The following is a 6,881-nucleotide window of genomic DNA, read 5'->3' on the forward strand; positions in this document are numbered from 1 at the left end:
AGAGGGAACAACGCGTGAAGCAATTACCAAGACATCAGCAAATCATTGCTTTAGTCCAGAAGCAAGGCTATGTCAGCACCGATGAGTTGGTTGAAAAATTTAATGTCAGCCCACAAACCATCCGACGAGATCTCAATGAACTAGCCGATGAGAACAAAATTCGCCGCTATCACGGTGGCGCGACCATTCCTTTGAGTTCAGAAAACACGTCTTACAACGCGCGTAAGAGCATGAACTTAAATGAAAAGGATGTTATTGCAGATGAAGTCGTTAAGCATATTCCAGATGGTGCAACTCTTTTTATCGATATAGGCACCACGCCAGAAGCCATCGCACGAGCACTAAGTAAAGATCACAAGCAAATACGTGTGGTAACCAACAACATCAACGTGGCTACCATTTTGCTCCCAAACCCAGAGTTTAGAGTGATTCTTGCAGGTGGAGAAGTTCGTAACCGAGATGGTGGCATTGTTGGTGAAGCTACCCTCGATTTTGTAAAACAGTTTAGGCTCGACTTTGGAATTCTAGGTATCAGTGGCATTGACTATGATGGCTCACTTCTCGACTTTGATTACCATGAAGTACGAGTTAAGCAGGCAATCATTGAGAACAGTCGCAGTGTCTTTTTGGCCGTTGATAATACTAAATTTGGCCGCAATGCTATGGTCAAGCTAGGTAATATATCCCAGTTACATATGCTTTTCACCGACAAACAACCACCTAAAGAGATTCTGGAAATCCTTAACGAACACTCGATTCCTTTAGAAGTGATCAACAAAGCTGACTGATCAAATTTAATTCATTTCAATTTAACCAAACTGAAACCTTTATCGTGCGATAAAGGTTTTTTTGTGCACAAATCACACAAACGCGCATAAACGAACATTTCTAGTGATCACAAACGAAAGTTAGGCTAGGATTTAGTCATATGAAATGCTCGCTCAACACAAGGTTACATCAATGAATAACACTCTAAACGGAGCCAACTCACCAGAAGCACTCGATTTAATCGTTATCGGTGGTGGGATCAATGGTGCAGGTATTGCCGCTGATGCAGCAGGCCGTGGTCTTTCAGTAGGCCTATACGAAGCAAAAGACTTCGCCTCAGCAACTTCTTCAGCAAGTTCTAAATTGATTCACGGCGGTTTACGCTACCTTGAACATTACGAGTTTCGTTTAGTTTCGGAAGCGCTCGCTGAGCGTGAGGTATTGCTAAAAAAGGCACCTCATGTTGCTCAGCCGATGCGTTTTCGACTACCTCATCGACCTTTCCTTCGCCCTGCATGGATGATTCGCTGTGGTTTGTTCCTTTACGATAACCTAGGTAAGCGAACTACGCTCCCAGCAAGTAAGGGGATCGATCTAAGCCAATCTGGCCTGCTAAAACCTGAAATGAAAAAAGGGTTCGAATACTCTGATTGCTGGGTTGATGACGCGCGTTTAGTACTACTTAACGTCCTCTCTGCTCAAGAGAACAATGCGGAAATTCGCAACTACAGCCGAGTAGAAGGTGCGCGACGTGAAGGCGATATATGGCATGTTTCGATTCGTGATGAACTGACTGGAACAACGATTGAGCGCAAAGCGAAAGCATTGGTTAATGCTGCTGGACCTTGGGTAAAACAGTTCTTTGATGATGGCTTAGAGCAACAATCACCGCGCAATATTCGATTGATCAAGGGCTCGCATATTGTTGTGCCACGTATTCACGACGAACCTCAAGCCTATATTTTGCAAAACAAAGATAATCGTATTGTGTTTATGATCCCTTACCTAGATAAGTTCTCGATCATAGGCACGACGGATGTGGAGTACAAAGGCGATCCACGAGACGTAGCAATCTCAGACGATGAGGTCGATTACTTAATCGATATCGTTAACCAACACTTCGTCCACCAGCTTAGTCGCGACGACGTAGTATGGACATACAGTGGTGTACGCCCATTGTGCGATGATGAGTCCGATTCTCCCCAAGCAATCACCCGCGATTACACGCTTGAGATCGAGGCAGAGTATGACCAAGCGCCACTGTTATCAGTATTCGGCGGCAAACTAACAACCTACCGAAAACTGGGTGAAGCAGCGCTAGAGAAACTAAATCCATACCTACCTCATATGGGGACACCATGGACTGCCCATCATGCCCTACCAGGCGGTAACTTTAGTTGTTCTCGTGAACAGCTTGCTGCGACAATTCACTCTGCATACCCATGGTTACCAGAGCCATTACTGCTTCGCTACGTGACCCAATTTGGTACTTACACGTGGAAGCTACTTAACGGTTCACAGAGTATCGAAGATCTTGGTATCAAGTTCTCTGACGGTGCACAGGGTGTCTACCAGCGTGAGATTGACTACTTAGTTGAACATGAGTTTTCCGTCACGGAAGAGGATATATTGTGGCGCCGCACTAAGTTAGGTCTGTATCTCGACGAGCAAGAGCAACAGGCGCTAAGTGATTATCTAAAGAGTAACAAGCCAGCCACAGTAGTGCCATTCTCTGAGGCCGGTTAAACTCGCACCTTACTAGCTAAAACAAAGGCTTGGTTCAAACACCAAGCCTTTATTAGGGTCTGTTGACCCTAGTCCTTACCCCGGATGCCCATCAACTCTCGGGGTGATAAGCATTTTACCAAATAGCCCCACATACATAGCAAAGGCCAAGACCCACAACGCGCCACTTATGTTGACCGACTCAATCAGATATTGAGGGAATAACGCTACACCAACACTGCGCACTAACGCAGCCAAAATAATCGCAGCAAAAGCGATTGTCATGTTTGGCCCCTGATAAATCGCACGACCAGTGTGCCCCATAGTGACACGTGCAATCATAGCTAAAATCACCCCACCAATCGCACCTATAGCGAAAAGATGCAGCATATTGTGGCTAGCAAATGGATTGTTGATAAATCCACGTAGCAACAGGCTAATAGGAATACACAAATAGGTCGCATGCAGCGACCAAACCAGAGGTTCACTCAAAGTTTTCCATGGCTGCCAGCGAATAACTCGAACCAAATGCGCTACACCAGCTACACCCATCAAGGGCTTACCCAGTTCAGCAAACGTCATAGGGAAGAAGCTAAGAATAAACAACCCAGCTAACGGCAGATTTGCAACCCAATCTAACCATACTAGTGGCTGCGGTTTATCGAAGTTAAAGCGACGAGCAGTAAAGAACGGAATCACGCGGCCGCCCATTATCGATAGCAACAAGGTAAACCACCACAACATAGCTTGCCAAACTGCAGATACGGGAAATGGTGGCATGCCTTTGATTGCAGCATAGCTGGCAAAGTTAGCCACAATAGCCAATAAAAACAGCGGAACAAAGAACAGGTTTCGCCACCCTTTCGCCTTCACGACACGAGTAGCAACTTCAAATGCCGCCATTGCAAGAAACAGAGCTTCAATTGATGAAACTAGCCACAAAGGAACTGGAGTCCAGAAAAGTATTCGAGGAGCTAACCATAGTGCAACAAGTGCTGCCAAGCGATAACGTTTGGTCCCGTTTATACCTGTCCAGTTCTGCACGGCGGTTAAAACAAAGCCGACCACAATTGCCATCGCGAAGCCGAAGATCATCTCATGCACATGCCACCATAACGCGGGCACTTGAAGTTGAAGCGGCTGACCAGATTGAAACATCCATACCCAAACGGCGATAGCAATGACCGCATAAACGGCACCTAGGAGAAAGAACGGTCTAAAACCCAAGCGCAAAACCGGTGGAATGGCTTGTTCAACTTTTTTGTCGGTAATGTTGAGCACAGGAATACCTCTAAATGATGTGGCTCTTTAACTCGTTTAGCTATCGCAAGAACTGTTCCAGTTATCCAACGCCAGTTAAACTCTAGTGTATACTGGATATCTCACTAAGTTTCGCGTCATAAAGACCGAAAAACAAAGAGTCATTATGACTCTTTCAATACAATTTAAACCACTTCCTTTTCATTGCAAAACTCGCTAGTTTAAACAACCAACATCGACATAGACCAAGGGAACAAAATGACTAACTACATTTTTGGCTACGGTAGCCTAATGAACTCTGCATCTAGAGAGTTAACAGGCCAAACTTCCCCAGCAATTCCGGCTACCGCGCATGGATTTAAACGCTACTGGGGAAAAGTCGATAACAGCTACATTTTGTCACCTCTTGTGGTCGATAAAGGACAAGGCTTAGTCAATGGTGTTTTGCTTGAAGTCGACGAGCCAGGACTGCAAGAGTTCGATATTCGCGAGCGAGGATATCACCGAACATTAATCCCAACCCATGAGCTAGACGTCGACCTTTCACTTTCCGCCAGTGACAAAGTCTGGGTTTATATTAAGGACAACCCAGAGCCACCTTGTAGCCAAAGCCCAATCATGCAGACTTACGTTGATACGGTTTTAGCGGGGTGTTTAGAGATTTCTGAACAATTTGCTAAACAGTTCGTTGAACATACTATTGGCTGGAACTTCCCCTTAGAGAACGACCGCCATCAGCCTAAATATGGCAACTTGGCCGGAGTATCACCTGATCACCATAGCGCCATTGATGCTCTAGTCGCCGCGGCAAGAGTTTAAAAACGCGTAAAACCGCTTAGTTGGAGGTAACGTTTACACCTTTGAAAACCTAGCTATATCAAGTGTTCCAGCTCGCAATTAAGTAAACTGAATGATATACAATTTGCGTTATTTACACGCAAAGGGTTTAATGGATGAAGATGTTTTTTTCGAGATAACACATGGCAACGATTAAAGATGTCGCAAAAGAGGCAGGCGTTTCTATTGCTACCGTCTCTCGTGTGATTAACAAGTCACCGAAAGCAAGCAAAGCGTCCATTGCATCTGTAACACAAGCGATGACAAAGCTCGGCTATCGACCAAATGCCGCAGCAAAAGCTCTGGTAAGCCAAAGCAGCAATACTGTTGGTGTGCTAGTTGGTGACGTGTCCGATCCATTTTTCGGTACACTCGTGAAGGCGGTAGACAATGTCGCTCATGAAAATGGCAAACATATCCTGATTGGCAATGGTTACCATAGTCCAGAAGAGGAACGTAAAGCGATTGAGCTGCTAATTAACAATCGTTGTGAAGCACTAGTCATCCACTCTAAAGGTCTGTCTGACGAAGAGTTGATCGGTTATGCCAAAGAGGTGAAAGGGCTGGTTTTCATCAATCGCTTTATTCCTGAAATCGCAGAAAGATGCATCTCATTAGATAACCGCAAAGGGGCCTACCTCGCCACTGAGTACTTGATCCGTCATGGACATACCAAGATCGCATGTGTCGCTTCTGATCACCGCATTGAAGACTCAGATCAACGTGTTGAAGGCTATCTGCAAGCTTTGCGTGACAACAATATTGAGCTGCCAAAAAGCTATATCGAGTACGGTGAGCCAAACAGTGATGGTGGTGAGATTGCCATGACCAACTTACTCACTAAGTCATTAGATATTACTGGCGTTGTTGCCTACAACGACTATATGGCCGCAGGAGCTCTATCTGTTCTCGATGAAAACGGCATTAAAGTTCCGGATCAGATCTCAATGATGGGCTTTGATGATGGCTTAATTGCTCGCTATGTCAGCCCGCGTCTCACAACCATCCGCTATCCAATTGCGATGATGGCCGAGCGCGCAGCACGCCTAGCATTGAAACTGGCAAAAGACCAACAACCAAGTGAAGATTCGTTATTGTTTACACCAACCTTAGTGCGCAGAAACTCGGTTGAAAAAGTCAGCTAAGCCACGTTCAAACATCAAATACAACAAAGGCGCTACCTAGGTAGCGCCTTTGTTGTTTAGCAAGCTTAAGCGACACCATGTCCTTTAGATGCGACCCAAATTCGGTACCACTGCTCGTTAGTCAATGACAGTTCAAGCGCTTTAACAGCAGAGTGCACTCGTTCGATATTGCCACTACCTAAGATTGGCAATGGCTTAGCTGGCAAGCAAAGTACCCAGGCAAAAATGACTTGGTCAATGCTCGTCGCACCAATCTCACCCGCTACTTGCGTCAAGGTATCGCGTAGGCGCGTCATCTGCTTACTATCGTCACTAAAGATACGACCGCCCGCTAAGCAAGACCACGCCATAGGCTGAACTCTATGCCGCTGAAGTTGCTCTAAAGTACCATCTTCAGTCGCTTGAAGATTAACTGGGTTAATCTCAACTTGGTTGGTGATAAGTGGCTGCTCTACTCTGGACTGCAACAACTCAAACTGCGCCGGTGTAAAGTTAGACACACCGAAATGCTTCACTTTACCTGCCGCTTTCAACTCACTAAACGCTTCAGCCGCTTCATCAGCATCCATCAACAGATCTGGGCGATGCAACAGCAGTACATCCAAGTGGTCGGTATTCAAACGAGCTAGAGATTGATCCACTGACTCTAAAATCGCCGCTTTACCACTATTGTAATGATTAACCTGTGGTGACTCTCCGCGGTAAATACCACACTTAGAAACGATTTCAATTTGGTCACGTAGGCTACTATCTAAAGTAAGTACTTCACCAAACATGCGCTCGCACGCGGAATCTGGCCCATAAACAGGAGCATGGTCAACGGTCGTAATACCTAGCTCGATATGCTGTTTAACGAACGAAAGCTGCTGCTGAGTACTCATTCCCCACTCAGCCATGCGCCAATAACCTTGGATCATTGGTGAAAATACCGGATGTGATTTGTTCATCTCTATCCCCTGATAAATGCGCTTCGCTGCCATTGGTGGACAGCGCGTGAATACTGTTCTTCATTCAGTATACTGCTAGAAAAGCTCACGATTAAACTAGCCAACAGAAAAAGATAATTCGTTATAAAGTACAATTATCTCAATTTAATTTTCTATAAAGGACGATATAATTTTACTCCAGTTCAAGAATCAAGAGCTC

General features: G+C 45.4%; 6 protein-coding genes. 4 read left to right on the forward strand and 2 right to left on the reverse strand.

All coding sequences use genetic code 11. The features are described from left to right. Positions 1-14 precede the first annotated feature (14 nt). Positions 15-788, forward strand: coding sequence for a DeoR/GlpR family transcriptional regulator (locus QTO00_RS11715; protein ID WP_331424982.1), 774 nt, complete (start codon positions 15-17; stop codon positions 786-788). Between the two features lie 172 nt (positions 789-960). Continuing rightward, complete coding sequence (glpD, locus tag QTO00_RS11720) at positions 961-2,514, forward strand: glycerol-3-phosphate dehydrogenase (protein WP_331424977.1); 1,554 nt, start codon at positions 961-963, stop codon at positions 2,512-2,514. 75 nt (positions 2,515-2,589) lie between these two features. Here glpD and QTO00_RS11725 read toward each other — a convergent pair whose 3' ends face one another. Next, complete coding sequence (locus QTO00_RS11725; protein WP_331424978.1) at positions 2,590-3,774, reverse strand: NnrS family protein; 1,185 nt, start codon at positions 3,772-3,774, stop codon at positions 2,590-2,592. Between the two features lie 237 nt (positions 3,775-4,011). Between QTO00_RS11725 and QTO00_RS11730 the strand changes: the two genes are divergently transcribed. Together QTO00_RS11730 and QTO00_RS11735 are read left to right on the forward strand one after the other, a co-directional pair. After that, positions 4,012-4,572 carry a gamma-glutamylcyclotransferase family protein gene (locus QTO00_RS11730; RefSeq protein WP_331424979.1) on the forward strand — a complete coding sequence of 187 codons (561 nt, stop codon included), beginning with the start codon at positions 4,012-4,014 and terminating at the stop codon, positions 4,570-4,572. A 161-nt stretch (positions 4,573-4,733) separates the two neighbouring features. Beyond that, positions 4,734-5,735, forward strand: a complete 1,002-nt coding sequence (locus QTO00_RS11735; protein ID WP_331424980.1) for a substrate-binding domain-containing protein — start codon at positions 4,734-4,736, stop codon at positions 5,733-5,735. 65 nt (positions 5,736-5,800) lie between these two features. Here QTO00_RS11735 and QTO00_RS11740 read toward each other — a convergent pair whose 3' ends face one another. Further along, entirely contained in the window at positions 5,801-6,682 is an 882-nt protein-coding gene (locus QTO00_RS11740) for an aldo/keto reductase (protein WP_331424981.1), read from the reverse strand. Positions 6,683-6,881: the final 199 nt, after the last annotated feature.

This window comes from Vibrio sp. M260118, from assembly GCF_036533755.1.
GTDB lineage: Bacteria > Pseudomonadota > Gammaproteobacteria > Enterobacterales > Vibrionaceae > Vibrio.